The organism is Paenibacillus sp. HJGM_3 (assembly GCF_045062745.1).
In the GTDB taxonomy this organism is placed as follows: domain Bacteria; phylum Bacillota; class Bacilli; order Paenibacillales; family NBRC-103111; genus Paenibacillus_AA.
On the sequence record NZ_JBJGED010000007.1, the window covers coordinates 85,277 to 110,514 of the forward strand.

Here is a 25,238-nt window from a genome sequence, read left to right on the forward strand (position 1 = left end):
GTTAAAATGGAGCTGATCTGAGTAAATTTACGAAGTTATTAAAGGAGCTTTACCCGAATGCTGTGGAAATATATCGCCGCGTCAATTCGCTCTTCTCCAGGATTTGTATTCCTGATCGTATTTGGAACCGTTTCCGACCTGTTGTTCCGTTATCTGTCATCGCTCAGCTATTCCTTTTTAATTGATAAAGCACTACTTCCTCAAGATCCGAAGGCTCTATCCATCCTTATAGGCGTGTTGCTGGGACTCGGCATTCTTAATGTGGCAGCAGGTATTTCCGGCGATTACGCCACCTCGCGACTAAGCGCCAAGCTATTGTTCGATTACCGGCTTCAATTGTTCAGGCATATGCAGCTTCAGACCCAGCGCTTCTATCAGCAGTTCAAGACCGGCGATCTTATGACCCGGTATGCCGACGATATTCCGGCGATTGAAGCGGCCATCATCCAGACCTTTAGCAGTGCGCTGCTGGCCGTTTCGAGCGTGATCATAGGGGTGGTTATTCTGCTCAGCATGGAGTGGAAGCTTGCACTTGTCGTGTTAGCCGGCTCTGCTCTGCTTTTCCTGCCTTTCACGCTGCTCAAGTCCCGGCTGCAATCGCTCAATGGAGCTTATTATACGCAGCTGGACCTATTCAACAGCTCGATCGATGAGAATATAAAAGCGTTCAAAGTCGTACGAGTATTCAATCTGCGTAAGAGTATGCTGGCTAAAGTGGAAGGTATTCTCCGATCCATGCTGTCGATCGGGGTGCATAGAGGATTCGTCGGCGCCAATCTTAATCGGCTGCCAGTGCTGGGCATTTCGATTCTCACTGCCGTCGTCCTTGCATACGGCAGCTCCTTGACGTTCGAGGGGCGTCTCACCATCGGCGAATTTATCGCCTTTAATTCCGTATTTGTTATGGTCGGCCACTCGATGTTCGGCATTGCCGCTGTGCTGCCCATCTTCCTGACGGCGAGAACGAGCCTTCAGCGGCTGCATCAAGCGATGGAATGGATGCCGGAAGTAGACGAATCGGGAGTGTTGGTGCTTCCGAAAGTCCGCTCGGAAATCGCGCTGCGAGACATCACATTCGCTTATGTACCGGGCGAGCCTGTGCTGCGGCACCTTAATCTGGATATACCCATTGGCCGTTATACCTCTATCGTGGGTCCGAGCGGCTCCGGCAAAAGCACAGTGTTGCAGCTGCTCATGCGATTCGCCGATCCGGACGGAGGAGCGGTGTTATACGACGGACACGATGCCAGAGCAGTCAAATTCGCATCCTTGCTCGGGCAAGCCGGTGTTGTCTTCCAGGATTCTATCCTTCTTAACGCCACGATAAGGGATAACATTCGTATGGGGAAGTCGGATGCTGCAGAAGCGGAAATCGTGGAGGCCGCGCGGGCGGCCGGCGTGCATGAAGCGATCGCCGGATTCCGGAATGGATACGATACCGCAGTCTACAATCATGGAGATAACTTGTCCGGAGGTCAGCGTCAGCGGATTGCGCTCGCAAGGGCGCTGCTGCGCGATCCGAACCTCTTATTCTTGGACGAAGCAACCTCGGCTCTTGATCCGGACACCGAGCGGGCTGTCAATGAAACGATTGTTTCGCTCAAAGGTGGCAGATCGATCATTTCGGTTACGCATCGTCTCTCTTATGCAGCCATGTCCGATCATATCATCGTTATGGCCCAAGGCGAGATAGCCGAATCAGGGACACACGAGCAGCTTATGGAGCGGAACGGCCTATATCGTCAGATGTGGGAGAAGCAGCAGGGGTTCATACTGGATAAAGACGGAGTCAGCGCTCATGTTCAAGTACAGCGGCTGCGAGGGCTGCCTTTCTTCAGTGGGATCGAACAAGAGGCGCTGGAGCAAATGGCCGGTCTTTTTGTTGCAGAAAGATTCGAATCGGGTATACCTGTCGTCGAGCAGGGAGACACCGGAGACAAGTTTTATTTGATTGCGAGAGGGAAGGTTGACGTATTCAAAGCGGCAACAGCAGGAGACCGGCATAAAGTAGCGGTGCTGTCGGACGGGGACCATTTTGGAGAAATTGCGCTTATGCACCACGTTCCGAGGACGGCCACGATTGTAACGGCAACGCCTTGCTTGCTGTTGTCGCTGTCGTACGATCATTTCCACCCATTGATGGAAAAGTTCCCTTCTATTCGCGAGGAGCTCGAAGGGACGATAAAGTTACGAATGAAAAGGAGAGAGGCATGATGCTGAAGTGGGTGATCGCGGATTCGGAACAGCGCAGGGAGGACGGAGTTCTATTTTTATGCAGGCATGCGGAAGACCTTGGCGTACCTTACCAGTGGTGTACGGTGATGGACTTTGTTTATATGTCCGCTAGCGATGACGGATTTATGTTGGCGTTGGACGAACAGGGGAGAATTCGGGGAATCTTGATGTACACACCGTTCCTCATGAAGAAGAATGGCAAGGAACGAATCCGGATCGAAATACAGCTGCTTTACTTGGAAAAGGAAGTGCGTGGAGGCAAAGCGATTGCGCGGGCAGTCGAGGCGTTCGCCGAAAGAGAGCTCGAGCTGCCGGTACCCGCCTATGACGTTGAATTTTTTGTAGTCCAATCCGATGCCGATCGCCGATTATTTGGTAAAATCGCCTCGCTAAGCGAGACGCAATTGCACATGTGCGGTCCATTGGACGTATTCCGAACCACTCCCGACCTGTTAAGGCGGGCTGCGGCGATGGTTTTCTCTAGAACGGACAGGCGGCAAACAAGTAAGACCGGCATGAACGCCGGCCTTCAATCATGATTGCGATGACGCGGGATTCGGTAGGACTAACGCTTGGTCGAAGTCCCGTAGGTTCTATGAACCGTACCCGATTGTGTTCCTGGATCTCCCATTGGGATCACCTCCTTTGCTAAATGTAGTACTAAATATACGAGATAATATAAGAAAAATCAACCATATTTGTAAAAATATTTAAAAAATTGCTTGCCTAAGGATGTGACGGATTTGGTCTCCATCGTTATTTGCTCGAATACAGTTCAGTGGAGCAGGTTTACCGATTTTTATATCCGGAATCGAACGGACATCATTCCGAATTATCCGATAACCCTTGCCGCCAGAGACGTCCGAAACTACATGAGAGAAGGAAGAGGAGCGATTCTGACGAGTGATAGAGATGAGGTCATCGGAATCGGCAGCTTCGTACTCGGACTTGCGGATCATGACTTTCAGGACAAGGAAATTGCGGTGCTTGGGAACAGTTGTTTTCTGGAGGAATATCGGAGCAGCAGGACGTTCATACGCGGCCTGCAGGTGCTGGCGGAACAAATTATTGACGCGAATCCCGGTGTGCGGGAGGTGAGGATTCCGACGGAAGCTGCGAACGAGTACACGAATCGGCTGTATCGGAAGTTTGCGGATAAGCACGGAGCCTACGAGACAGAGTATGGTACAACGGTTGTATACTCCACACCTTATAGCCGATTCGCCGACTTCTGTAACCGGTATAAGTAAAGCGGACAATTCAATCAAAACGGAGCCACGCGAGTTAGCGGGCTCCGTTTTCTCATTCTTTCTGGAAGATTACTGACCGAATCCAATCGTGAATCCTGCTGGATCCTTGATAGCGAATTCTCTCATGTTATATTCGTTCGTTCGAAGTTCATAAAGGAACACTGCATCTTTCGACTTGAACTCTGTGAATAAATGTTCAACATTTGAAACCATGGCAAAAGCATCAAGCCCTTCAATTCCATCATGGTTTGGAGTCGCAGGTACCGTTTGTCTCTCGTGAACGATGAACCCAATCCGATTCCATTCGACAAATCCCATGTCGTAGTCGCACCAGAAACCCAGTCGTTTGTAATAGTCTAGCACGAGTTTACGATCCGGGACATAAAAAATCGGTGAAATATTACGGATCGTAACCTGACCTTTCTCACCATTCTCCATAAATCATCCGTCTCCTCAATAGTTAAATTTTTCCTTATCCCTTCACAAAATCTTAATTCGCTGTTTCTCGAAAAATACCTTTTGTTGAAACATGGATTGATATGAAAAAAGAAGCCGTTAACATTCAACGGCTTCCACAGGAGGAAGTTTGACTTACTGCTTTTTATCCTTTTGCGAATTATCATGGTTCACGCTCACAGTTGCGGTCGCAGTCGTAACATTGCCGGCGGTGTCCGTGATCGTGTAAGTAATTGTATATACACGCCCAGCCGGATTTTTACCGGAACGCTCGGCCCGAAGACTGAACGACATATCGTTAGTGCCGAATTCCGCGCCCTGAACATCGTTGGCTGTGTCACCGTCTCCCGTGCCGTTATCCGGATCGCTGCTCGTGATGGACGTCAGGACGATGGAAGCGATACCTGCAGTGCCGTCATTGGCGCTGACGGTGGCCACAATATCCACCAATTTGTGATTCGGCGACCATAAGACCGGTTGGTCCACAGTGACCTGTACGACAGGCGCCGATGTGTCTACTTTCAGGTTAAGAGTCTTCGTCGCTTCGGTATTGCCTGCACGGTCGACGGAGCGGTAGTCGAGTTTGTACACCCCGTCGCTGAAGGGCGGGACAGAACCATTGTACACAGTCCAAGCGCCGTCATTCACGCGATACTCGGTCTTGGCGACGCCGGACATATCGTCTGTGGCCGACAGGCTAACCGTGACTTCTGAGGTATACCAGTCGCTGGAGCCGTTCGCCGAGACCGGATTCGCGGCGGCAGCCGTGACTGGGGCGATCGTATCAATATTGCCGACCTGGACGAGCTGAACGGTTTCGTTGCCCGCCGCATCCTGTGCATACACCGAATACGTTCCGTTTTCCGACACGGTAAACGCTCCGTTGTTCAAGGCGCTGCCGCCGGTTTGGAAGTCTGCCGCCGTTTTGCTGCCTTTGTCCCATTTGGTGACGGTAATGTCGCTTCCGGTGCCGTCAAACGCGGCGTTCACCGTTACGTTGCCGTTGGTCCAACCCGAAGGATTCAGAACAGCTGTAATCGTCGGATTAATCGAATCCACGCGGATGTCGAACGATTGCTGGGCCGAGGTGTCGATCCCGCCATTAGCCGTGCCGCCGTTATCTCTCAGCACCACACTGACGTTGGCCTTGCCGCTTATGTTATCCGCAGGAGTAAAGCTGAGGGTGCCATTCGCGTCAATAGCCGGCTGCCCGACAAACAAAGCGGGGAGGTCCGCAGCCACGTCAAAAGCCACCGTTTGGCCCGATTCGTTCACGGGACCGGAGGAGATTTGGGATGCCCAGCCCGGCACTGCAATTTTGCTGCCTGCAGCTTTTTTATTCGCCGCCTGGTCCGCACCTTTTACGAAAGAAGGCGCATCGTTTATAGGGGAGACCGCGATATGAACGGTTGCCGTATTGGAGTCGATTTTACCGTCATTTGCCTTGAAGGTGAAGCTGTCAGTACCGTTTTCGTCAGCGTTGGGGGTATATGTAAATTGGCCTGACGGGTTGACCGACACGCTCCCTTTCATCGGCCCGCTCACAAGACTATAGGTCAAAGGATCGCCATCCGCATCATTGGCGGACAAGGTACCGCTTGAGACTTGGTCCTCTAGGGCTGGGACTGATGAGTCCGAGGCGACCGGCGGCGTGTTGACAAACTGCACGGTGGTTTCCCCGTAGGCGCCACCGATTGCAGATGCTTTCACTTTGGCGCTGCCTATCGCGGCGGAGGTAAGAGTAGCAGTGGCGACGCCGTTCGCATCCGTCAGAGCCGTTTGGGTGATCGTGCCGAGTGTGGTGGTGAAGGTTACGGGATGATTCGGAACGATATTGTTTTTCGAATCTTTGACTACTGCTGTGATGGTGCTCGATTGGCCCGCGGACACGCTGGTTGGATTGGCCGAAACGTCGACCTGGGTCGGCGCTGGGATATAATCGTCCGTTGGGTCGATCGGCGTGTAATCATTGTTGAAATAGAAGGAACGGATGTCATGGTTCCCCCAACCTAGCCCGGTGGCCGAAGTAAACCCAATATAGACCTCATCCATATTCAAGATCTGCTGCAGGTCCAACGTTTGCGTCAACAAAGGCGTTGCAGGACGGGTGGTAGAATTTTGTACGACGCGTACTTCCATATTTTTTGTGTTGCCGTTGTAATCTACCCAGACATTCCAAATCCCGGACTTCAGGTCGCCCGGCGGGTTCGCCGTTTTGACGGAACGGGAGTCGCCGTTCACATTGATGCCCACGTGATTATTGTTCGGATCTTGCGCATACGACTCGTCGTTCTTCCAGGTGTCGAACTCGACCCCTACGCTGGGCGAGACGCCAAGGTAGCCGATGCCGCCGCCGGTCGCGCCGACGTTATTGGCTTTCGTCTGAACGACAAACACAAGGCCGTCGGCTCCGGGAATGCCGAAGTCACCGCCCGAATTCCCAATTTGGAAGGAGAAGTAGGTGCTAAAGGACCGCCCGCCGACCAGGGAAACCCGTTTGGTCAGGAACGCGCTGCCGCTTTGCTGCCGGCTGGCCTGCGTGATTCGAAGCACCTTTTGCCCGCCGACATTGACCCCCGATCCACCTGGATTGTTGGCGATCGTATTGCCGTTCAAAGTGAATTGGGACAAGTCCGAAAAATCCTTATATACCGCGCTAATGACAATTGGAGAAGCGAGCGCCGTTCCTGCGGCTAATGCGCATACCAGTAGCATGGCCAGTGCGAGAGTTCCGATTTTTGCCAAATAACTGCGTAACAAATAAATTCCTCCTTCATCATGGTTCCCCTTGGGGATCGGTCGAGCACAACCCAAATTCGCAGTTAACGTCTCCTTTCCGTTAAAGTAAATTTACAGTTCAGCCCAGAAATGGCTAATTTCATTTTACTCTGTTGAATTAGTCAAAAGGAATACATATTTTTCCATTCCGGCACCTTACATGCAACTTTTTTACTATTCAGCATGCAGGACATAGGATTATAATATATTCTGAAAAGAATATATTTAATTTGGAGAGGTTTGTGAAAATGGGGAATACGTTAAAAAAAGCAACACTCCTTCTAATTGTGGTATTGCTGATCATGCAACTGGCCCCGATTGCCGGCGGGATTGAGCAGGCGCATGCAATGACCGGAATAGGCACGACGGATGATCCGTTCATCGTGATGACGCCGCAGGACTTATCGAACATTCGAAACAATTTGGCCGTGCACTACAAGTTGGGGGCGGATATTGATCTGGCAGGCTACGGCGGAACCGGAGGATGGATGCCGATCGGCGACACGAGCACCCCTTTTAAAGGCACGTTGGACGGTAACGGATATGCGATACGTAACATGACCATCAACCGGCCATCTATACGGGTCGGGCTTTTCGGGGTCATAGGCGCTAGTGCTCAATTGATGAATATGCGTTTGCTTGACATCAATGTAACCGGAAGTGGTGCCTTTAGTATCAGTGCACCTGGCGGTGCTTTGGCGGGCAACCTCTTTTCCGGTAGTACGATAAAAGACTCGATGGCAACCGGCTGGATAAGCATGAGCGGGTCTGATGCTGCCGCCGGCGGTCTGGCGGGCGTCAACGCAGGCGGTACGATCGAGAATTCGTACGCGGTCGTTCATGTCAGCGGGGCGGCAATGAGGCATGGCGGCTTGGTTGGCATGAACGCCGGGACGATCCGGAACTCCTACGCAGCGGGCAATGTATTCGGGGACCAAGAAGTAGGTGGCTTGGTAGGCTACCACAATTCAGGTTCTATCGAAAATTCATATGCGGCGGGCCGCGTAACCGGGAGCGCTTCGGTTGGTGGCCTGGTGGGCCGAAATGACACCGGCAACACATTCCCGGGCTCGTATTGGAACACGGAAACTTCTGGCCAATCATCCAGTTCCGTTGGAGCCGGGGTGACCAGTGTAGGCGGGGTCACCACGGAGGGCATGAAAGATGCGAACACCTTCGCAGGCTGGACTACCTCGATTTGGGGCTTTCGCGACGGGGAAACGTATCCGTATCTGCTTGCGTCCAAGCTCGGAATCGGTGTCAATCCGCTTGCCGAGACGACGTACAGCCTCCATCCCGGTCAGGATGCGTTGTCGGTGACGGGAAATGTTTATCATGAAACAAACGGGGAACAACTCGCCGTTAACTATGAAATCCGGGACGGCTCGAATGTCACCGTTATTACCGCTACATATACAGAAACTTCCGACGGCGGCAGCGCTCAAGCGATTAACCGCAGATTGCCGCTGGCCGGATTGAATACCGGAAACTATACATTAATCGTTACGGCTTCGGACGCCCATAACAGGGTAGTCGGCGCGATGCTTGCTTTTAAGGTAGATACTTCGATTTCGCCTCCACCATCGATCAGCTTCGTGACGAATGGCAACGAGAATTGGTCGCAGTCGGCGTCAACGACGGTGACGGTGAGCGACAGCGGAGGAGGCGTGGACGCCTCTACGCTGCAATATGCGTGGTCGGCTGAACTGTCAACCCCGATTGCGGGCTGGACTGCGTTCGCTAGCGGGGATACGCTGACGAAAAACGGGGTCGAGGGAGATTGGTATCTGCACATTCGGGCTAAGGATGCAGTTAACAAAACGGCGAATGTGGTATCGGGCCGATTCCGTCTGGACATTACGAACCCGGCAATCAGCTTCGGAACCAGCGGCAGCGAGATGTTGGCGCAGTCGGCATCGACGGCGGTGACGGTTGCGGACAACGGCAGCGGATCAGGCGTGAACGCCTCTGCACTGCAGTATGCCTGGACGACCGACACCATGACGCCGGCTTCAGGCTGGGCGGCTTTCGCAAGCGGAGATACGTTGACGAAAAGCGGAGCCGAGGGAGACTGGTATTTGCACATTCGGGCGTCGGATGCGGCCGGTAATACCGTAAACTCGCGGTCGAACCGTTTTCGGTTGGATAATATCGCGCCGACGGTCAACATCGCGATGACAACAGGCGACGGGAACGTATATTCGGACAATACATGGACGAATCAGGATGTCGCCGTGAGCGTAAGCGCATCGGATTCGAGCAGCGTAAGCTCGCTCACGTATTCGCTCGACGGCGGAGCGACATGGAGCCACTATGTTTCGACTATAGAACTGCAAAGCGACAGCGTGTATTCGCTCTCATTCAAAGCCGTCGATCAGGCAGGCAATGAAACGGTCGAACAACGTACGGTGAAGATCAGCAAAAGCGGGTTAAGGCTGACGCCTACGTTGGTTAAAGCGGACGGAAACGCCTACACGAGCGGCTCATGGACGAATCAGAACGTCACGTTGAGCGTCTACGCCGAGGCGGGCGCGAGCGGGATTGCTTCGCTTACCTATGTACTGAACGGAGGCGCGGCGCAGGCATATGCGTCCGGAACGCCGATTACGTTCGATCAGGCAGGAACACGTGCAATAACATATCAAGTGACCGATATGGCCGGCAATTCACTCTCCGCATCGTTGGCGGTGAACATCGATAAAACGTCGCCATCGGTCACCTTCGGGACGAACGGCAACGAGACGTGGGGACAGTCGGCATCGACGGCGGTGACGGTTGCGGACAACGGCAGCGGATCAGGCGTGAACGCATCCACACTTCAATATGCGTGGTCGATCGATACGTCGACTCCGGCAGCAGGGTGGTTGTCGTTCACGAGTGGTGATACAGTGGCGAAAAGCGGAGCCGACGGAGACTGGTACTTGCACATTCGGGCGTCGGATGCAGCCGGTAACCAAGTGAACGCGGTGTCGAACCGCTTTCGACTGGACGCATCAGCTGCGGAGTTGAGCGGATTGTCGCTCTCGGCGGGTGCGCTGAGTCCTGCATTTTCAGGCAGTACGATTAGTTACTCGGCTTACGTGTCTGACGGCATATCCGGAATCATGGTTACGCCTGTTACCGCAGACCGATCGGATGTGGTAACAGTGAGTGTAAACGGCGGCTTACTGCAGACGGTGACGAGCGGTACGGAGAGCGGGACTCTCGCGCTGCACGAAGGGGCGAACTCGATTACGGTTGCGGTCACTGCTCTGAACGGGGCACAGAAATCGTATACCATTACCGTGAACCGGGCAGATCCCCAGTCTGACAGTCCGGAATCGGGTGCCAACCTTGCCCCCGTTTCCTTGGATCCCAAGTTTATTTCGGACTCATCGGGTGCAGTGAAGCTGATCGTAAACCCATCGATGATCGGGAAGGTCACTCAACCGGACGGTTCCATCATCGAAATCGTCAAACTCGATGATAGGATGCTGAGTCAAGCGTCGGAATGGTTGAAAGAAGCCGGGAAGCCGATCTTGACCATCGAAGTGAACGATACGGAACAGGCCGTGAAGGTACCCATTCCCGCTTCTTGGATCTCCTCGATTGCGAATTCCGTTCCAAACGCAATCCTTGAAGTAGAGCTGAACGGTTCAAGCTTCCAGCTCGTCATCCATGTTCTTGATCTGGAAGGGTTGGCTGCGCAGCTCGGCGTCGAGCTCAAAGACTTGAAGGTGAATATAACTATAGAGCGGGTGAGCGGACAGGTTAGGAAGGAACTCGAACAAACCGCAACTTCCCAAGGGGGCAAGGTGATCGGGAGCGCCGTCGATTACAAGGTAACGGTCGAGGCGAATGGGCGATCCGGTGAAGTACGCGATTTCGGCGGGACGTACATGTCTCGAGCGATTGTGCTGGACGCGGATGAGGCGGGCAAGGTTATTATGGCCGTCCTGTACGATCCCGCCATCCGATCGATCTCTTTCGTCCCGTCGGTTCGCGCTGCCCGAGCCGACGGCACACGGGAAATCTCCATGAGCGTGCCGCATAACAGCATCTACGCCATCCTGGAAGCCGACGTTAAAACGTTCGCCGATCTGAGCGGCCACTGGGCGAAAGCGGACGTGGAGCTGCTGGCGTCGAAGCTGATCGTGCAGGGTGTCTCAGACAGCCGCTTCACCCCGAATGCCGACGTCACTCGGGCCGAATTCGCCGCACTGCTCGTTCGTGCTCTGGGGCTGTCGATGAACCCGCAAGAGACGAGCTCGAGCTTTGCGGATGTGGCGATGAGCGCTTGGTACGCGCCTGCGGTGGAAGCGGCGGTGAAAGCCGGACTGGTGGGCGGAATTGCGCCGGACCGCTTTGCGCCGGACGAGCGAATTACACGCGAACAAATGGCGGTCATGCTTGCCAGAGCGTTGAAGGTTACGGGCAAACAAGCAAGCGCGGCAGACCTAGAAAGCGGTCGGCTTGCCAAGTTTGCGGATCGGGCATCGATATCCGAATGGGCGTTGGCATCCGCAGACCAAGCTGTGGCTGCTGGGATCATAACGGGCATGACTGACGATACTTTCGCTCCGTCGGAACATGCCACCCGGGCTCAGGCGACCGTCATGCTCAAGCGGTTGCTGCAGCACATGCAGTTTATCGATTAATGAGACTAACGGCATCACACCGCATCCATCCATGCTCTAACTGCCGATGAGGTCAACCCTTGGCTCCGTTTATGGAGCCAAGTTTTTTTGTATTTCTATATTGACCAGTACCCGCCACTTTATATATAATGTAAATAAAATATATATAATTTCTAATAATGATGTGAAAAATCATCGAATTCTACACCCTGAGAAAGGAGTTATGAACGCGAAGAGAATGAATAAATCAACGTAATGACAACGCTCTCACCATGTTAATCAATACTGATGTCATCATGATCGTACCGCCGGAATTTGCCCGCTGCATTTGGATAAGAGTGACTGAATGAGGAACCAAATCATGAATTGGGGAGGCAATCATCACATGGCAAAGGAAAAGCTTTTACTCACGGATGAACAGATGGCAGAATTTATTACATATGGATTTTTGAAATTGAATACCGATTTTCCTGATGAATTCCATCAATCTGTTATGCAAAAAATGAACGAGGTCTACAAGTATGAAGGGAATCCTGGTAACAACCTGCTGCCGCGGATTCCGGAAATCGGCCAATTCTTCGAGCACCCTGTCGTTTCCGGAGCATTGACCAGCATACTGGGGCCTGACTACATCATGAGTGCGCATCGGCACGGCCATCTGACCAAGGCGGGAGCCGGGCAGATCGGATGGCATAAAGACAACTATTGGTTAAATGAAAAAATACGGAATCATCATCCATGGTCGGTCATCATCTTTTATTACACGCAGGATGTTACCGAAGATATGGGCCCTTCGGCGCTCATGCCGGGAACACACAATTATTACAATAGACCCGGGGATGATACGGAAATTACGCTGAAGGTGACCGGGAAAGCCGGGAGCATGGCTCTTATCGCTTACGATCTCTGGCATACGGCAACCCAGAACCAATCGGACATCGATCGGTATATGCTGAAATTTCAGTTCTTTCGAATGGAAGCGCCCAAATCCCCAACCTGGAACAACAAGAGCAGCCGGTTTATTTCCGCCCGCCCTCTTTATCATGTGAATGAGCATCGTCTGATGTGGGAGCATGAATGGAATTGGTTATCAGGAAACGCGAATGGTGGCATGACCGAGAAAAGTGTTCAGACGGAAACTGCGGAGCAGGAGAATGAGCGAATCAGCCAGTTAGCCATGGCGCTGAAGGATGAAAAGGAGAAGGTATCGCTGAACGCCGCCTATGAATTGGCCGCGATCGGAAGCCGTGCGATTCCTGCCCTGATGGAAGCCGTACATTCCCCGGTGCATTCGGTTGCTTGCAATGCCGCTCACGGCTTGATCGTGATAGGAGAAAAGTCTGTCCCCGCAATCATTGATGCGTTGAAAGCCGAAACCGAGAATGAGCAGACCCGCGGCTACCTTGCTTTCGCATTGGGAGAACTAGGTGAAGCCGCCAGCGAAGCGGTTCCGGCACTAATCGAGCACTTGCAGGACAAAACGACCTTCGTAAGGCAGCATGCTGCAGAAGCATTAGGCATAATCCGGCGTCCGGCTTCCCTGGTTGTTCCGGCTTTGTGTCAAGTTCTCTTGAACGATCCGGATAACTTCACTCGATATACCGCTGCACTCGCTCTGGCAAGAGTCGGGAAGGAAGCGGCCGCAGCCGTGCCATCGCTTGAGCAAGCGTTGTCCGATCCGTATCGCTATGTGCCTGCCCTAGCTACCGAAGCACTGGCAAGAATTAGAACGGAAGAAGCTTTGGATGTCTTGCTGTCCTTCCTGAAAAAGGCTCGTTGGTGCCCGGAAACGACAAGTAAAAGCACATTCTAGGCATAGACACACGCTATGCGGCTCGGTACTAATTAACCATCAGGCGAAATTTCCTGATGGTTGTTTTTGTAAATGTGTTGCATTGACGGTTCTTAAAATAGTATATAAAATGGTTATATTAAATTAAATGTGAATCTTCTTTATTTAATCTATAAAGGGGCAAACGGAAATGGATCCAGGGCGTAATTCAACGGATAATCAAAGCTTGCGTTCCGACATTGTATCGCTAATTAAGAACAAAATAATCAGCGGCGAATTAAATCCCGGCGATCGTATCGTGGAAAGCCAACTGGTCCGAGAACTCGGAATCAGCCAGACTCCGATTCGGGAAGCTATCCATCAATTGGTCGGGGAGCAGGTGGTCGACGTGGTCCCGAACCGGGGGGCGTTGGTCCGAACGTTAAGCGCAAAGGATGTATTTGAGATCTATTCCTATCGCGCCGTTTTGGAAGGCATGGCCATTCGGTTGGCCGTACAGAATGTAACGATCAAAGACATCAAGCATTTGGAACAGTTTTATGGTGAAATGAAAGCCAAATTATCCGATGATTCCGTCGAGCTGTTATCCCAGGATTCCAGTTACATCCACCACTATATTTATAAGCTTTCGAAGCATTCGATTTTATTGTCGATGTACGAATTCATTTCCTTTAGAATACAGCTGGTGAATCGGATTCTGCAGAGAAAATATAGCAAAGAGCAGGAAGTAGCCGAACATTTGGAATTAATTGAGGTGCTGAAGAATGGGGATCCCGACGAGGCAGAGAAAGTCATGAGGGAGCACATTCATCGTTCGTACAGGAATTTTGTTACCATTGGCATGTTCGATCAAAATGAATTGGCGCAAAATCATTGGATCTGAAGCACACGGGAGTATGCAAGCAGAGGGAGCGATTGCAGCAGCCGATTCCGGCTCAGGACGACGGAATCGGCTGCTTTTACATGTATAATAAGGCCGATTTACAACGGGGCGGTGAGCTCCAAGCTTTTTCTATAATCCGGCAATTCGCTGTCCAGCAGGCTGCGGATTTGCCGGATTTTCCATTTCAGATGCTCGGGGTCGGTCATGTAGTCCATACTCGGCTCCCATCCGAGGCGAGAATCCGCTTCCGTCAGGGGAATGGCCGCTTTGGCGTTCTCCAGCTCCGCTTGGGCGATTGCCTCAAGCTCGTCTAGTAGCAGGGCCGCCTGCTTGGGGTCGGCTTCGATGAACAGGCGCTGCTTCAGCTTCCACCATTGCTTGACGTGGATAACGGTTTGAATGCATAGCGCGATGAATTCGTTCATGCCGAGCATCAGCCTGCCCTCGGCCAGCTTGGCTTCCGGTGTCAGCTTCAACGCCTGCCGCATGCAGTCGTTGCCCTGCCGCCATAGCTCGAGCATACGGCTGAGGCTGCGGATTTCGACATCGAGGCGTGAAGCGCCGAGAGACTGCCGGGCGCTCTCCAACGGCTGATAGTGCAAATTAATGATCTCGCTGCCGAACAAGGCGTGCTTCGCTTCCGGTATTTTTACGCCTTTACGGAAGATGAGCGGATAGGACGGACCGATCCGGAACGGACCGTATTGATCTTCGTTCGTCGGGATATAGTGGCGGATCCCTTCACTCCAATGCTGCCAAGCTTGCAAAACGAGGGGAGCCGCTTCGGCGCTGAAATCTCGTTGTGCAACTGCGGCGAAAATGTCATCTGCAGGTGCAGGAGTGCTCCAGTAAGCCGCTTTCGTTATATCGTTCAGAAAAGAAGGCCACCACCCGAAATGATGGGTTTCCATCAGGCCGGACAACCCCCAGTCCTCGCGTGCCTTTAGCAGCGCGGCATGCCTTCTGGCCCACTGGTACGGGACGGGCTCATAGGGAATGACGCCGATATCCCACGTCAGGCCGCCGGTGTTGCTCATCGTATACAGCCTGATCCCCCGCTCGTGTGCGGTTTTTGCTTCGCTGGAAAAATACCGGCCCGGCCCCTCGAACGAGACGGTATAATCGACGCAAACGTTCGTGACATGGTCGTGTTTGATCTGCTCGAACATCTCGAAGGTAACGAGCAGCGTAATATCGTCCGGTAGAGAACGGATCAGGGCAAGGCGAGCCTCCTCCGGCGCCCAGCCCCAGTTGTACGTCCAGAATACGATATCCGCTTGCTCATTATGCTTGCGGATGACTTTCTTGATCAGATTCAGCCACTGCGGGAAATCGAAGCAAGGCCACCAGCCCGGGCTGACCTTCGTCTGCGGCTTGTCGGGCGGCCATTCCAGCCGCAGCATCCCCGTCGTGTTCGGATCTTTGCTCGGAAACTCGCAGGATTCGCCGACGAAAATAACGCCCTTGAGGCGCGGACAAGCGCTGAACAATTTACCGTAAGTACCGTCGTAGTATTCTTCGGCATCCGGAGCATCCGGGTGCTTGCGGCTGGTTATGTAGCTGTAGGCATAGACGTCGAGTCCGTGCAGCTCCGCGCGGTCGATCAGGTAATTGAAATCGAGAAAGCCTTCCGGCGTTTCATTGACATCCTTGACGAATACAAGAATGGCGTCGATGCCCGCATGCGTCAACGAGTTGAGATGAGCGTCGGGGAAATGGTCGAGTCCCCAGCCGGAATGCGCCATACGCGGAGAGAAGAGAGGCTCGCGCGTAGTATCCTGCAGCCTGACGATCGGCGCTTCCTTCAGGTTCATGAGATCTTCGAGAAAATAACTGCCCTGTCCGACCCCTCGGTCGTCAAAGCCGCATACAACGATGCGGTTTCGCTCGGCGAAGATTGTGTAGCTGCGGGGTTTGGTGAGGTTTAGCCCGATTGAAGGGAGCTGATCTCTTGCGCCAAGCACGATGATTTGCTCCTCAACTGAAGCGGCCATCGCAACGTCTTCGACTCTTCTGACAGGAACGGAAACGTGCATGCTGACGAGTAAATAATCCTGCAAATCTTTGGCGACATTCAATACCAGCGGATCGGCATCCTTCGCGATTACGATGCGCCAATCGTCCGTAATCTCCGTTTCATCGGCTGCGCTGCGGACGTTCGGATCGCGGCGATCGGGTTTGTGGACGACCTCCAGCCGTCTGCGGAACTCATAATTTTGTTCCTTGCTGGCCATAAGAAATGCTCCCTCCCATTGCAACATATAAAATATTATATATAATATATAACGTGTGGTGAATTTAAACAAGACAAAGTTTTGTTGGTGTGATCATGTCGATCCGCTATAATACATTATATAGATTATAGAAAGTCGAATTGAGAGGAGCTCCTTATGACCAGTATGGACAGCAAGGCAGTATTTCCACCAAGACAAAGCATCAGCGAGGATTTGATCGTCTATATTAAGCAGCAAATATTGAACGGGCAGCTTAATCCGGGCGACCGAATTGTCGAGACCAAGCTGGCAGGCGAGCTCGGCATCAGCCAGACGCCTGTACGGGAAGCCATTCGCCGGCTGCAGGGGGAAGGCATCATCACCGTTGTGCCGAATAAAGGGCCGATGGTGTGTACACTCGATAAAAAAGACGTTTTTGAAATTTACTCGATTCGCTCCATGCTGGAAGGGCAGGCCATCCGGCTGGCGGTTCTGCGTGCCTCAGACCGCGATATAGCGGAGTTGGAAACCTTTTACGAGCAAATGAAAGAAAAGCTGGACGATTTTTCCGTGGAATATTTGCTTGACGATTCTTTTCATATCCACGAAACGATCATCAAGCTGTCGCAGCACTCCCGGCTCATCTCGACGTATCAATCGATCTCGTTCCAGATCTTGCTGGCAAACCGTTTGCTCGGCACCAAAAAAACGAAGCAGACCGAGGTCGAGCAGCATTGGGAGCTGATCGAGGCGCTGAAAAGGAGAGACACGGACTCGGCGGAACAGACGATGCGAAGACATATTTATCGCTCGTATTGCGATTTTGTCGAGCTGAATGGCTTGGATGCGTCGCCGGAGGAGCTGGACGAGAAAACTTGGCTGTGACCAAGCAGGTGTAGGACAAATTGAAAGGGTCACTGACCGTAACTTGAAAGGCCGATTGTTTTAAGCGCTCGTGCGATAAAGCAATCGGCTATTTTTAGTCATATTCCGATTGACAGTTTTATATTATATATAATACATTATATACAAATAATCGATAGGCTGTTCACTAAGAAGGGAGGGGCGTGAATGTCCGTAGCGAATCGTCTGTCCACCCATCCTGCCGTTTCCATCCTCGAGGACTTGATCCGAATTGAAAGCGTTAACCCGCACTTCGACAGCGAGGCGCAAGGGGAAAAAAGGGTTGCCGACTATATCGAGAAGCGGATGCAGACGGCGGGTATACCGGTAAGAAGGCAGCCGGTATTTTCGGGGCGGGATAACCTCATCATCGAGCTGCGAACGGGGAAATCCGTGCCGACGCTGCTGTTCGAGTCCCATATGGATACCGTCTCGCTAGGCTCGATGGTCGACCCGCTGAAACCGAAGTACCAGGACGGCAAGCTGTATGGGCGGGGCGCCTGCGATACGAAAGGGACGCTGGCCGGCATGATTTACACGATCGAGCAGTGCGCTTCGAATCCGGAGCGGCTGAACGCCGACATCCTATTCTGCGCGACTGTGGACGAGGAGCATGAATATCACGGGCTGCGTGCGTTTATGGGCTTGGAGATGCCTGTGGACGGTGCCGTCGTCGGTGAGCCGACGGAGATGGGCATCGTCATCGCCCATAAGGGCTGCGTCCGATTTACAGTGCAGACGCACGGCAAGGCGGCCCACAGCTCGATGCCCCAGGAAGGGGACAGCGCCGTCTATCAGATGATGGAGGTGCTTCGCTTCATCCGCGAGGAGATCGAGCCGGAGCTTGCGCGGCAGCACCACCCGCTATGCGGATCGCCGACGATCGTAGTCGGGACGATACTCGGCGGCACCCAAATCAATATCGTGCCGGAAAGCTGCACGGTAGAGATCGATCGGCGGATTATTCCCGGCGAGCGGCCGGACGAGGTGCTGGCCGACTTTACGGCCAGGCTGGAGACGTATGCGAAGGGGAGGGGCATCCGCATGACGGTCTCGGAGCTGCTCCTCGACTGGGCGCTCGATACGCCGGCGAATGCCCCGATCATTCCGTATGCTCGCAAGGCGGCACAAGCGCTGGGCATCGAGGACGAACCGGTCGGCGTGCCGTATTCGAGCGATGCTAGCAAGCTGCAGCGCAAGGGAATCCCGACGATCGTGTTCGGACCGGGCTCCATCGCGCAAGCGCATTCGCGCGAGGAATGGGTGCCGGTTCACGAAGTGGAACTGGCGGCGGAGTTTTATTTGCAGCTGGCAACTTTGTTCGGCAAGTAATGGGGAATGGAGACGATATTATGCGGATATCGGAGCGCATCTACTTGGTAGGCAGCGGCAAACACGGTAATCTCATGACCCATCCGATGGATTGCAACGTCTATTTGCTGGACGGAGGAAGCGAGCTGGCGCTGATCGATGCCGGAAGCGGGATCGAGCCGGAGCGAATCGTCGCGAGTATCGAACGGAGCGGGTTCGCCATATCGAAGGTGAACAAGCTGCTGCTGACTCACATCCATGGGGACCATGGTGCCGGCGCGTACTATTTTCACAGCCGCTACGGCCTTGAGGTGATGGCTGCGGCGGAAGCGGCTCCTTGGCTGGAGCGAGGCGATATGGACAAGACGAGCTTGAATGCGGCGAAGCATGCAGGCGTTTATGCTGAGGATTTTGACTATCCGGCCTGTCCCGTCTCAGTCGGTATTCGTGAGGGAGACCGGATTAAGGTCGGCGACTTGGAGCTCGGGGTGGTGGAAACGCCGGGCCACTGCCGCGGTCATGTGAGTTATTTGCTCGATCATAACGGAACCCGGTCCCTATTTGCGGGAGATGTCGTCTTTGCCGGCGGTAAAGTCGTGATTCAAAATATTTGGGATTGCTTCATCCAGGAATACGCGGAGAGTATCGCCAAGCTGAATGCTCTGCATATCGACAGCCTGTTTGCCGGGCATGGCCCGTTTCTGTTGACGGAGGCTTGGAAGCATGTCGGGATGGCGCACGGTTGCTTTCAAAGGCTCGAAATTCCACCGAATCTTTGAGCTATTTTATATAGGGAGGGGAGGACCGAATGGCGGAAGCACTTCTGAATAAATCGTCTTTTATCGGACTGGACGAATACACGTGGCTGTACGGCGGCGCGGAAACGCCTCCTCATACGGCGTGCGTCGAGGCGATCAACGCCTATATGCGCAATCGCGGCAAAGGTCCGGAGGGTAGAGAGCTGCATGCGGAGACGGAACAGTCCTGCCGGCGCAATATTGCGAAGCTGATGAACGGCCGGGAACAGGACATCGCGCTTATGTCCAACGCATCGGAGTGCATCATGTCGATCGTGCATGCGCTCGACTTGCAGGCTGGCGACAATGTCGTCATCAATACGCTGGAATATCCTTCCGGTGTCATTCCTTGGCTGATGCTGCGGCAACGAGGCGTCGAAGTGCGGCTCGTCGACCATTACGACTGGCAAATCTCTGCCGAACAAATGATGGGGAAGGTCGACGCCCGCACGAAGCTGGTGATGGCCAGCCATTCGAGCTATTTGTCAGGCACAAGAATCGACAGCAAAGCACTCTACGATCAGGTCAGACAGACGGACGCGCTGCTTCTCCTCGACGTGACCCAATCGCTGGGCGTCGTATCCGTCGATATGAACGATGCCGATTTCGTCGTTTGCAGCTCGTACAAGTGGCTGCTCTCCGTCCATGGGATCGGCATTCTCGGGGTAAATCCCGCGAGGACGCAGTCGATGGTCCCGAGGTCGGTTGGCTGGAGAAGCGTGAAGGATATTTTTAACGACCGTCGCTTTGAAGCTTTCGAGTTTTTGGACGACGCCCGTAAATGGGAGCTCGGCTACCCCAGTTACCCTAGCATTTATGCGATGAATGCTTCAACCGGCATTTTGCTGGAAACCGGAATTGATGCCATCGAGAGGTACGTCTTGGAGCTTGGAGGACACTTGATCAACCATTTGTCTTCTCTTGGCTTCGAGGTGATGACGCCGGCCAAGCCGGCATCGCGTGCCGGCAACATTGCTGTCTCTTTCCCGCAGGGTGGGGAGCTGGCCGATCTACTGCGCAAGCAGGATGTCCTCGTCTGGGGAGGGGACGGCCGATTACGCGCTTCCATTCACGCTTACAACGACATGGCGGATATCGAGAAATTGGTCGGCTTGCTGCCCGAGGCAGCTGCCGCATTGAAGTAATGGACTCATACAGAAAAGGCGGTAGATGGTATGCGCAAAGTGAGAGTAGGCATCATTGGACTCGGCAGCTGGGGATCCTGCCATCTGGAAGCGTTTAGCTCGATGCCGCAAGCGGAGGTCGTCGCGGTATGTGACATGAACGGGGATCGGGCAAGGGAGCTTGCGGTCCGTTACGGGGTGCCGCATGCCCATACAGATAGCGATTCGCTTTTGAACAGGGACGACATCGACCTCGTAAGCATCGTAACGTTCGAGTACGACCATTTCGGACCGACGATCCGGGCGCTGGAGTCAGGGAAGCATGTACTCGTCGAAAAGCCGGTATCCACGAAGCTGAGCGAGGCGGTTGAGATGCAAAAGACGGCCGAACGGAACGACCGTTTTATTTTCGCGGGCCACCTGCTTCGGTTCGAGCCGCGGTACGCGGAAATCTACAACGCGATCCAGTCCGATCGAATCGGCGCGCCGGAAAGCATGTTTTTCAAGCGGGGCCGCACCAAGAAGATGTTCGAAACGTACAAGCGCACGCACACGGTCTATGAATTGACGGTTCACGACCTCGATTTGGCCATCTGGTATGCGGGAAGCCGCGTGGTGAAAGTAAAGGCATACGGGAAAAAGGTGAACGATACGGTTGTTCCGGATATTTTGTGGTCGTCGCTTGAATTTGCGAACGGAACGATCGCCACCCTGCACAGCAACTGGATGACACCCCAGGAATCGGGGATCATCATGAACGATGCCGTAGAAGTGATCGGCGGCAAAGGGATCGCGCATTTCGAGAACAGCGGCTCCAATCTGCAGCTGTGGGATGCTGCGGGACGCTGCTCGCCCGATTTTTTCATTCATAACACGTTGAACGGCAGCTCGTTCGGTGCACTGCGCGAGCAATTGACCTATATTTGCGGCTGTGTGTCCGACGAGAGAAAGCCGGAGTATTCGTCATTCGACGACGCGGTTCACGGCATTGCCGTGGCGGAAGCTATCATTCACTCGTTCGAGTCTGGACAAGAAGTCCTCATCCGGAAAACTTCGAACGCGAACAATATTGATTATTGACATATTATATATAATATATTTAAAATAAATATCATAATAATAAATTAAATATAATTCGCGACGACTTCGAAGTCACTAAAGGAATCTCAAGGATCTGTATCCACTCACGCCATGTAAGCGCTTGCCGAATGGGGCGGCATGACTCAACACATACCTCGAAAGGGATGTTTGAATGGAGAATCTGGAGACGAATGTGCGGCTTTACGGACGTTTGTCGGTTATGAAACGGATTAAGAAAGAAATAGCCTCCCGTTATCAACTCTATTTGCTCGTTTTGTTTCCGTTTGCCTATATTGTGGTGTTCCACTACATACCGATTTACGGATTGCAAATCGCCTTTAAGGACTTCATCGCCACGAAAGGCATTACCGGCAGTCCATGGGTCGGCTTTAAGCATTTCGAACACTTCTTTACTTCTCCTTCGTTCGGGACCGTCATTCGGAATACGTTGTTTTTGACGATCTATGGGCTCGCGATCGGATTTCCTATCCCCATCATTTTGGCGCTCGCCTTCCACATCACCATGCGCCACAAGTTCAAGAAGACCGTACAAATGATCACTTACGCCCCCCATTTCATTTCGGTTGTCGTACTCGTCGGAATGATGTATCAATTCCTATCGCCGAAGTTCGGCGCTGTGAACCGAGTAATCAGCCACTTCGGAGGCAACCCGATCTTGTTCATGGGCTCGGAGGAATGGTTCCGCCACCTCTACGTTTGGTCGGAGGTCTGGCAGAATATGGGGTGGAACACGATTTTATATATATCCGTCCTTTCGAACGTAGATTGGGAGCAGCATGAAGCGGCGATTATGGACGGCGCCAGCAGGTTCAAGCGTGTCCTATACGTAGATCTGCCCGTACTGATTCCGGTCGCCATCGTTTTGCTGATCCTGAATACGGGTTACATCATGAGCGTCGGTTTTGAAAAAGTATATCTCATGCAGAATACGACCAACCTTGCGTCCTCCGAAGTCATTTCCACCTACCTGTATAAGCTGAGCTTCCTCAGCAGCTTACCGAATTATTCCTACTCGACAGCCATCGGCTTTTTTAACTCGATCATCAATTTCTTGATTTTGTGCTTCGTCAACGGGCTCGCGAAACGATTCGGAAACACCAGTCTATGGTAATCATTTTCTTCCGTGGAGGAGCTGATGAACGTGGATAATGTGCGATTGTCCAGGCAAGATCGGCTGTTTTATCTGGCTAACGATTTCTTTCTGCTTGTGATTGCCCTTGTCATTATTTATCCTCTTGTTTATGTGATCAGCGCATCGTTCAGTTCACCGAATGCGGTCGTGAGCGGCAAAGTATGGTTATTCCCGGTAGATGTTTCTGTTGCAGGCTACAAGGCGGTTTTTTCCAACGGCAGCATTATGACCGGTTATGCGAACACGTTGTTCTACACCGTCGTCGGGACGGCTTTCAGTGTCGTTCTGACCATTGCGGCGGCTTATCCGCTGGCAAGGCGCGATTTTAAGCCAAGAAACGTCATTATGATGATATTTGCTTTCACCATGTTCTTCGGCGGTGGCATTATCCCGACGTACATTCTTGTGAAAAATCTGGGGATTCTCGATACCCGCTTGGCCCTCATCTTGCCGCAAGCGATGTCGGTATTCAATGTCATCATTGCAAGAACCTACTTCCAGAGCACACCGTCGGAGCTGCTTGAAGCGGCGCAGATCGACGGATGCAGCGACATGCGTTATCTGCTGTCTGTCCTTCTCCCTCTGTCCAAGCCGATCATAGCCGTTCTGGCGTTGTTTTATTCGGTCTCGATCTGGAACTCCTACTTCGACGCTCTCATGTATATTAACTCAGAATCCTTATGGCCCTTGACCCTGGTTTTGCGAGATATTCTTGTGGCCAACAGCATTAATATGTCGATGATGCAGAACGTCGATATCGACACGCTTTCCGCCAAAATCGGGTTGAGCGAGTTGTTGAAATATTCGTTAATCATCGTATCCTCCGCTCCGCTGCTTATCATCTATCCGTTCATCCAGCGTTACTTTGTTAAAGGGGTCATGATCGGCGCAATCAAAGGATGAGTCGGCTGCAGCCGTTCGTCATATACATTTTATTCCAGGGAGGGTTTAAAATGAGGAAAGGGAGAAGTGCCCGCTTGACGGTCATCGTCTCGGTTGTGTTATTGCTCATACTTGCAGCGTGCACAAGCGGGAACGGCGACGGGAAGGATCCTGCCGGTACGACGGCAAAGTCTTCCGACATGACAGCATCCGGGGAGTTTCCGATCGTAACCAAGACCCAGCAAATCAGTATATACACGCCTAAGATCTCTTGGATCACGGAATGGGATAACAATGCAGCCACTAAATGGCTGGAAAAGAAAACGAATCTTAAAGTGAATTTCACTCTCGCACCGGAAACTGCAGCCGAAGGGCAGCAAAAGCTTAATCTTCTGCTGGCCAGCGGCTCGAAGCTGCCGGATGTGTTTCTAAAAGCCGGACTGACAACCGACCAAATCGCCACTTACGGCCAACAGGGATTGTTTCTGCCTCTAAACGATTACATACAAAAATACGGAGTCAATTACAAAAAATTGATCGAAAAATATCCTAGCCTGCTCAAGCAAATTACAGCTCCGGACGGCAAAATCTATGCCTTGCCTTATGTGGCGGAATGCATGCACTGTATGTATTCGCAGCGATTCTGGATCAACAAAAAATGGCTGGATGCTGCCGGTCAAAAAATGCCAACTACGCCTGACGAACTCTATAACGTGTTTATGGCATTTAAGCAAGCCAAAGATTTGAACGGCAACGGCAAGCAGGATGAAATCCCATTAATTGCGACCATAGATGGCTGGAACGGCGAATTGACTGGCTTTTTGATGAATCCATTTGTACCGAGCACGGGCAAAGGCAACGGATGGTTGTACATGGACAACAAACAAATCAAAGCTTCTTATATGCAGGATGGATGGCGGGACGGGTTGAAGTATTTGAAGAAGCTCTATGATAACAACCTGATTGATAAAGAAGCCTTTTCCCTGAAGGCGAGCCAGGCCAAGGTGTTAATCGGCGGACCGGACGGCAATCGCGTTGGCGCTTTTGCTGACGGAGCGCTCAGCTCCTTGATCGATATCGGCGTTAAGGGAGCTCGGGACGATTTTGCCGCGGTGCCGCCGCTGAAAGGTGCAAACGGAAAGCGAATCACGCCATGGTACGAACCTTTCGGTTCCCCATCGTTCGTCATTACCAAATATGCGGCCGATCCGGAGGTGGCCTTCCGGCTTGGCGATGCTCTCGCAACCGATTATTCCCATGATCTGGATTGGAGAAACTTCTTCTACGGACCGGAGGGGGATACGTGGGTTAAGCCGGAGCAGGGCGTGAAGGGACTCAACGGACAGCAGGCTTTATGGAAACAGACCTACCAATGGGGGACGCCGACGGATAAGTTCTGGGCGACAACCGGAATTCTGTATGCTTCCGCGGATGATAAGGGCACACTGGCCGTGACGAACGACGGATCGTTCAACCAGGAGCAGATTTTGTGGGATGCCGCGGTGAACGATTACAAGCCATACGGCGCCAGCATCGTTCCGCCTCCGATTTTCTACAAAACGGACGAAGCGGAAGCCATTGCAGAGCCGAAAACGCAGCTTTCCAATTACGTCGAAAAAAGCATCATGGAGTTCGTTACCGGTAAAAGGGATATCGACAAGGACTGGGAGGCTTACAAGAAAGATATCGAAAACTTGGGATTTAGCAAGTATTTGAGCACCATGCAAAAGGCGTATGACAGGCAATACAAATAAACACCTTGCAA

17 protein-coding genes are annotated in these 25,238 nt (G+C 52.6%); 14 read left to right on the plus strand and 3 right to left on the minus strand.

What is annotated here, in order from left to right; translation table 11 throughout:
- Positions 1 to 57 precede the first annotated feature (57 nt).
- The 3 genes from ACI5FR_RS10120 (at position 58) to ACI5FR_RS10130 (ending at position 3,485) form a co-directional block, all read left to right on the plus strand.
- On the plus strand, positions 58 to 2,214 hold the full coding sequence (locus tag ACI5FR_RS10120; protein ID WP_405453895.1) for an ABC transporter transmembrane domain-containing protein: 2,157 nt from the start codon (positions 58 to 60) through the stop codon (positions 2,212 to 2,214).
- Complete coding sequence (locus ACI5FR_RS10125; RefSeq protein ID WP_405453898.1) at positions 2,211 to 2,774, plus strand: hypothetical protein; 564 nt, start codon at positions 2,211 to 2,213, stop codon at positions 2,772 to 2,774. The genes ACI5FR_RS10120 and ACI5FR_RS10125 overlap by 4 nt, the downstream gene beginning before the upstream one ends.
- 333 nt (positions 2,775 to 3,107) lie before the next feature.
- Positions 3,108 to 3,485, plus strand: a complete 378-nt coding sequence (locus ACI5FR_RS10130; RefSeq protein ID WP_405453900.1) for a hypothetical protein — start codon at positions 3,108 to 3,110, stop codon at positions 3,483 to 3,485.
- 69 nt (positions 3,486 to 3,554) lie between these two features.
- On the opposite strand, the gene ACI5FR_RS10135 is transcribed toward ACI5FR_RS10130, so the two are convergent.
- Both ACI5FR_RS10135 and ACI5FR_RS10140 read right to left on the minus strand, forming a co-directional pair.
- On the minus strand, positions 3,555 to 3,923 hold the full coding sequence (locus ACI5FR_RS10135) for a VOC family protein (RefSeq protein WP_405453902.1): 369 nt from the start codon (positions 3,921 to 3,923) through the stop codon (positions 3,555 to 3,557).
- Between the two features lie 153 nt (positions 3,924 to 4,076).
- Complete coding sequence (locus tag ACI5FR_RS10140) at positions 4,077 to 6,701, minus strand: lectin-like domain-containing protein (RefSeq protein WP_405453905.1); 2,625 nt, start codon at positions 6,699 to 6,701, stop codon at positions 4,077 to 4,079.
- Between the two features lie 266 nt (positions 6,702 to 6,967).
- On the opposite strand from ACI5FR_RS10140, the gene ACI5FR_RS10145 reads away from it, so the two are divergent.
- The 3 genes from ACI5FR_RS10145 (at position 6,968) to ACI5FR_RS10155 (ending at position 14,010) form a co-directional block, all read left to right on the plus strand.
- Positions 6,968 to 11,356, plus strand: a complete 4,389-nt coding sequence (locus tag ACI5FR_RS10145) for an S-layer homology domain-containing protein (protein ID WP_405453908.1) — start codon at positions 6,968 to 6,970, stop codon at positions 11,354 to 11,356.
- 364 nt (positions 11,357 to 11,720) lie between these two features.
- Positions 11,721 to 13,148, plus strand: coding sequence for a HEAT repeat domain-containing protein (locus ACI5FR_RS10150; protein ID WP_405453911.1), 1,428 nt, complete (start codon positions 11,721 to 11,723; stop codon positions 13,146 to 13,148).
- A gap of 169 nt (positions 13,149 to 13,317) precedes the next feature.
- Positions 13,318 to 14,010, plus strand: coding sequence for a GntR family transcriptional regulator (locus ACI5FR_RS10155; RefSeq protein ID WP_405453914.1), 693 nt, complete (start codon positions 13,318 to 13,320; stop codon positions 14,008 to 14,010).
- 98 nt (positions 14,011 to 14,108) lie between these two features.
- Here ACI5FR_RS10155 and ACI5FR_RS10160 read toward each other — a convergent pair whose 3' ends face one another.
- Entirely contained in the window at positions 14,109 to 16,244 is a 2,136-nt protein-coding gene (locus tag ACI5FR_RS10160) for a hypothetical protein (protein ID WP_405453917.1), read from the minus strand.
- A 156-nt stretch (positions 16,245 to 16,400) separates the two neighbouring features.
- Here ACI5FR_RS10160 and ACI5FR_RS10165 point away from each other — a divergent pair, with 156 nt between their 5' ends.
- The 8 genes from ACI5FR_RS10165 to ACI5FR_RS10200 all read left to right on the plus strand — a co-directional run bounded on the left by ACI5FR_RS10165 (position 16,401) and on the right by ACI5FR_RS10200 (position 25,227).
- Positions 16,401 to 17,108 carry a GntR family transcriptional regulator gene (locus ACI5FR_RS10165; RefSeq protein ID WP_405453920.1) on the plus strand — a complete coding sequence of 236 codons (708 nt, stop codon included), beginning with the start codon at positions 16,401 to 16,403 and terminating at the stop codon, positions 17,106 to 17,108.
- A 186-nt stretch (positions 17,109 to 17,294) separates the two neighbouring features.
- Positions 17,295 to 18,458, plus strand: a complete 1,164-nt coding sequence (locus tag ACI5FR_RS10170; RefSeq protein WP_405453923.1) for a M20 family metallopeptidase — start codon at positions 17,295 to 17,297, stop codon at positions 18,456 to 18,458.
- 20 nt (positions 18,459 to 18,478) lie between these two features.
- A complete protein-coding gene (locus ACI5FR_RS10175; RefSeq protein ID WP_405453925.1) occupies positions 18,479 to 19,216 on the plus strand; it encodes an MBL fold metallo-hydrolase in 738 nt (245 codons plus the stop codon).
- Between the two features lie 29 nt (positions 19,217 to 19,245).
- The gene (locus tag ACI5FR_RS10180; RefSeq protein ID WP_405453928.1) at positions 19,246 to 20,379 is read left to right on the plus strand and encodes an aminotransferase class V-fold PLP-dependent enzyme; all 1,134 of its coding nucleotides are present in this window, start codon (positions 19,246 to 19,248) and stop codon (positions 20,377 to 20,379) included.
- A 30-nt stretch (positions 20,380 to 20,409) separates the two neighbouring features.
- Complete coding sequence (locus tag ACI5FR_RS10185; RefSeq protein WP_405453931.1) at positions 20,410 to 21,438, plus strand: Gfo/Idh/MocA family protein; 1,029 nt, start codon at positions 20,410 to 20,412, stop codon at positions 21,436 to 21,438.
- 172 nt (positions 21,439 to 21,610) lie between these two features.
- On the plus strand, positions 21,611 to 22,570 hold the full coding sequence (locus tag ACI5FR_RS10190; RefSeq protein WP_405453934.1) for an ABC transporter permease: 960 nt from the start codon (positions 21,611 to 21,613) through the stop codon (positions 22,568 to 22,570).
- Between the two features lie 24 nt (positions 22,571 to 22,594).
- A complete protein-coding gene (locus ACI5FR_RS10195; RefSeq protein ID WP_405453937.1) occupies positions 22,595 to 23,494 on the plus strand; it encodes a carbohydrate ABC transporter permease in 900 nt (299 codons plus the stop codon).
- Positions 23,495 to 23,544: 50 nt separating this feature from the next.
- Complete coding sequence (locus ACI5FR_RS10200; protein WP_405453940.1) at positions 23,545 to 25,227, plus strand: type 2 periplasmic-binding domain-containing protein; 1,683 nt, start codon at positions 23,545 to 23,547, stop codon at positions 25,225 to 25,227.
- Positions 25,228 to 25,238: the final 11 nt, after the last annotated feature.

What these genes read in the sequence shown, in the direction of transcription:
- ACI5FR_RS10185 (WP_405453931.1), top strand. Translation starts at nt 20,410, where the DNA reads ATGCGCAAAGTGAGAGTAGGCATCATTGGACTCGGCAGCTGGGGATCC.
- ACI5FR_RS10135 (WP_405453902.1), bottom strand. Translation starts at nt 3,923, where the DNA reads ATGGAGAATGGTGAGAAAGGTCAGGTTACGATCCGTAATATTTCACCG.
- ACI5FR_RS10125 (WP_405453898.1), top strand. Translation starts at nt 2,211, where the DNA reads ATGATGCTGAAGTGGGTGATCGCGGATTCGGAACAGCGCAGGGAGGAC.
- ACI5FR_RS10165 (WP_405453920.1), top strand. Translation starts at nt 16,401, where the DNA reads ATGACCAGTATGGACAGCAAGGCAGTATTTCCACCAAGACAAAGCATC.
- ACI5FR_RS10170 (WP_405453923.1), top strand. Translation starts at nt 17,295, where the DNA reads ATGTCCGTAGCGAATCGTCTGTCCACCCATCCTGCCGTTTCCATCCTC.
- ACI5FR_RS10200 (WP_405453940.1), top strand. Translation starts at nt 23,545, where the DNA reads ATGAGGAAAGGGAGAAGTGCCCGCTTGACGGTCATCGTCTCGGTTGTG.
- ACI5FR_RS10155 (WP_405453914.1), top strand. Translation starts at nt 13,318, where the DNA reads ATGGATCCAGGGCGTAATTCAACGGATAATCAAAGCTTGCGTTCCGAC.
- ACI5FR_RS10120 (WP_405453895.1), top strand. Translation starts at nt 58, where the DNA reads ATGCTGTGGAAATATATCGCCGCGTCAATTCGCTCTTCTCCAGGATTT.
- ACI5FR_RS10160 (WP_405453917.1), bottom strand. Translation starts at nt 16,244, where the DNA reads ATGGCCAGCAAGGAACAAAATTATGAGTTCCGCAGACGGCTGGAGGTC.
- ACI5FR_RS10195 (WP_405453937.1), top strand. Translation starts at nt 22,595, where the DNA reads ATGAACGTGGATAATGTGCGATTGTCCAGGCAAGATCGGCTGTTTTAT.
- ACI5FR_RS10180 (WP_405453928.1), top strand. Translation starts at nt 19,246, where the DNA reads ATGGCGGAAGCACTTCTGAATAAATCGTCTTTTATCGGACTGGACGAA.
- ACI5FR_RS10130 (WP_405453900.1), top strand. Translation starts at nt 3,108, where the DNA reads ATGAGAGAAGGAAGAGGAGCGATTCTGACGAGTGATAGAGATGAGGTC.
- ACI5FR_RS10190 (WP_405453934.1), top strand. Translation starts at nt 21,611, where the DNA reads ATGGAGAATCTGGAGACGAATGTGCGGCTTTACGGACGTTTGTCGGTT.
- ACI5FR_RS10145 (WP_405453908.1), top strand. Translation starts at nt 6,968, where the DNA reads ATGGGGAATACGTTAAAAAAAGCAACACTCCTTCTAATTGTGGTATTG.
- ACI5FR_RS10175 (WP_405453925.1), top strand. Translation starts at nt 18,479, where the DNA reads ATGCGGATATCGGAGCGCATCTACTTGGTAGGCAGCGGCAAACACGGT.
- ACI5FR_RS10150 (WP_405453911.1), top strand. Translation starts at nt 11,721, where the DNA reads ATGGCAAAGGAAAAGCTTTTACTCACGGATGAACAGATGGCAGAATTT.